Source organism: Oscillibacter sp. ER4 (assembly GCF_000765235.1).
GTDB lineage: Bacteria > Bacillota > Clostridia > Oscillospirales > Oscillospiraceae > Hominicoprocola > Hominicoprocola fusiformis.
On record NZ_JPJG01000081.1, the window covers coordinates 1 to 2,824 of the forward strand.

The 2,824-nt window shown below is 57.5% G+C and carries 3 protein-coding genes; 2 read left to right on the top strand and 1 reads right to left on the bottom strand.

Annotation, left to right across the window (positions count from 1 at the left end):
- On the top strand, positions 1 to 104 hold a 104-nt coding region (locus NI20_RS0111850; protein ID WP_033121607.1), incomplete at its 5' end, for an IS3 family transposase.
- Positions 105 to 183: 79 nt separating this feature from the next.
- On the opposite strand, the gene NI20_RS0111855 is transcribed toward NI20_RS0111850, so the two are convergent.
- Complete coding sequence (locus tag NI20_RS0111855) at positions 184 to 480, bottom strand: YerC/YecD family TrpR-related protein (RefSeq protein WP_033121608.1); 297 nt, start codon at positions 478 to 480, stop codon at positions 184 to 186.
- Positions 481 to 919: 439 nt separating this feature from the next.
- Here NI20_RS0111855 and hisS point away from each other — a divergent pair, with 439 nt between their 5' ends.
- Positions 920 to 2,278: a histidine--tRNA ligase gene (gene hisS, locus NI20_RS0111860; RefSeq protein ID WP_033121609.1), complete on the top strand. Its 1,359-nt coding sequence runs from the start codon at positions 920 to 922 to the stop codon at positions 2,276 to 2,278.
- Positions 2,279 to 2,824 lie beyond the last annotated feature (546 nt).

The window sequence follows — 2,824 nt, forward strand, 5'->3', positions numbered from 1 at the left end:
AACTCATTGAATATCTGGACTATTACAACAATCGGCGCATCAAGGCAAAGCTAAAGGGCTTGCCGCCTGCTCTTCACAGACAGCAAGCCCTTCCGGATGCTTGAACAATTTGCGCTAAAAATATTTGTCTAACTTTTCGGGGTCACTTCATTAGCGCCTGCTCTGATCAAAATGATGAATGGCTTACTTTTCTTCTTTGGCCCGCTCGAGCAGCAGCTTATAGCCGTCCGCCCCGTAGCAAAGGCACTTATTCACGCGCGTGATGGTCGTGGACGAAACGCCAATCTTCTGCGAGATCTGCGTGAAGGTCTTGCCATCGGCGAGAAGCGACGCCACCTCGAAGCGCTGGGACATCGCCTCGATCTCGCTGAAGGTGCAGAGATCGTCGAAGAAGCGGTAGCATTCTTCCTCCGTTTTCAAAGATAAGATCGCCTTGAACAGGTGATCGGTCTCTTCGCTTTTCATTTTGCTCTGGTACATCCAACGTTCCTCCTCAACGATCCGATCGGATCGACTCCTGCCCGCGCGGTGTGGCCGCGGCGGACGCCGAATGACGGCTACCCGGAAGCTGCTTGCGGGCAAACCTCGGTTTTCGGAGCTTGCCCGTTGATATTGTCTCTATGGTAACAAAAAGCGGCAGTTCCGTCAAGCGCAATTCGTGCTTTTTGGCGGATATCTTCATTTTTCGTGAACACTGTCCGCGACGGAAAGAAAAATTTTTGCACCGCAGGCGGCGAAAGCTATGGCAATTCCGCGCGGAAAATGCTATACTGTCTCGAAAGTGGAAAAAACGGCCGCGGACGCTTGACAATCCCTGCGCCGTACCGTAAAATATCTGTCAACCACTCCGATACGCTGCTGTGCCACCGCAGTACAGTACGCTGTCCATACATTCTATTAGGAAAGGACACACACTATCATGGCAACGATCAAAGCTCACACCTTATCCGGCTTTATGGAGCTGCTTCCCGCGCCGCAGACCCAGATGGAGCGCCTTATGGAGGTGCTGCGCTCGTCCTACGGCGTCTATGGCTTTACCCCGCTCGACACGCCCATCATCGAAGCGAGCGATGTGCTGCTCGCCAAGGGCGGCGGCGAGACTGAAAAGCAGATCTACCGTTTCTCCAAGGGCGACAGCGACCTGTCCCTTCGCTTCGACCTGACGGTGCCTCTGGCGAAATACGTTGCCCTGCATTATGCCGACCTCGCTTTCCCGTTCCGCCGTTTCCAGATCGGAAAGGTCTATCGCGGCGAGCGCGCGCAGCGCGGCCGCTTCCGCGAGTTCTATCAGGCAGATATCGACGTCATCGGCGACGGCGATCTCGACATCACGAACGATGCCGAGATCCCCGCCATCATCTATACCGTCTTCTCCCGCCTCGGCCTGTCCCGTTTCCAGATCCGCATCAACAACCGCCGCATCTTAAACGGCTTCTACGCGATGCTGGGCCTCTCCGACAAGTCCGGCGATATCATGCGCACCGTCGACAAGATCGAAAAGATCGGCCCTGACCTCGTGCGCGCGATCTTGGTCGACGACTACGCCATCGAGGGCGAAAAGGCGGATGAGATCCTCGCCTTCATCGGCATCAAGGGCACGAACGAAGAGGTGCTCGTTTCTCTTGAAAAGTACCGCGGCCGCAACGAGATGTTCGACCAGGGCCTCGACGAGCTGACGACCGTCGCCAAGTACCTCGGCGCGTTCGGCGTGCCGCAGGAGAACTTCGCGGTCGACCTGACCATCGCGCGCGGCCTCGACTACTACACCGGCACGGTGTACGAGACGACGCTGCTCGACCACCCCGAGATCGGCTCGGTCTGCTCCGGCGGCCGCTACGATAACCTTGCGGAGTACTATACTGACCGCAAGCTCCCCGGCGTCGGCATTTCGATCGGCGTGACGCGCCTGTTCTATGTCCTCGGCGAGCAGGGCCTTCTGAATAGCGACATCTGCACCGCGCCGGCGGACGTGCTTATCCTGCCGATGACCGAGGACCTGAGCGAGGCCATCTCGCTCGCGACCGATCTTCGCGCCGCGGGCGTCAGCACGCAGATCTATACGGAAAAGAAGAAATTCAAGGCCAAGATGAACTACGCCGACAAGCTCAAGGTGCCCTACGTCTACTTCCTCGGCGAAGACGAGATCAACGCGGGCGTCGTGTCCTGCAAGGACATGCGCACCGGCGAGCAGGTGAAGCTCCCCCGCGCGGAAGCGGTGGAAAAGGCCAAGGCCTTTGTGGAGTCTGACCGCCAAAAGCCGGTCATTTGTGAAAAGTAAAAAAGTGGCAGCCCTAAAGGGCTGCTTCTTTTTTGCGTTCCCTCGGGGGAGCGGTTGCTTTCCGCGCAGAGCGCGGAGGGAAAATGCGGCGTGCGCGCCGCAGCACCAAGGGGGCCATTCTCTCACGTGAGAGAATGGCCCCCTTGAACCCCCAAGAGAACGCGAGGGGAGAGCCCCTCGACCCCCGACATTGGCAGTCTCAATCTTGAAGAGCTGCTCAGCCTGCGGAATCAGGTGCGGTGTACATGGCTTCGCCATGAATCTTCTGCGATTCGTTACGTCTTGCAACCGCGCCTTACTATCGTGAGGCGCGAGTGACGTTTGCTTGGCGGCAGACTGCGTGCGAAATAGCGGCATTGCTTCGCTCGCCGCATTGTGGAGACTGGCGGTAGACGGGAATTACTGCGCACTTCTCCAAGATGGGCAGAGCGGCAGCGGATAATAGGAGCAGGGGCAAATCGTATAGCAACACTAATGCGGCAACGCCGCGCACGAGGCACTTTCACTTCGGAGACATCAGAGTTGTTCAAGCCTGAGACTGCCAAT

Coding starts and splice junctions, on each gene's coding strand:
- NI20_RS0111855 (WP_033121608.1), bottom strand. CDS start 480: ATGTACCAGAGCAAAATGAAAAGCGAAGAGACCGATCACCTGTTCAAG.
- hisS (WP_033121609.1), top strand. CDS start 920: ATGGCAACGATCAAAGCTCACACCTTATCCGGCTTTATGGAGCTGCTT.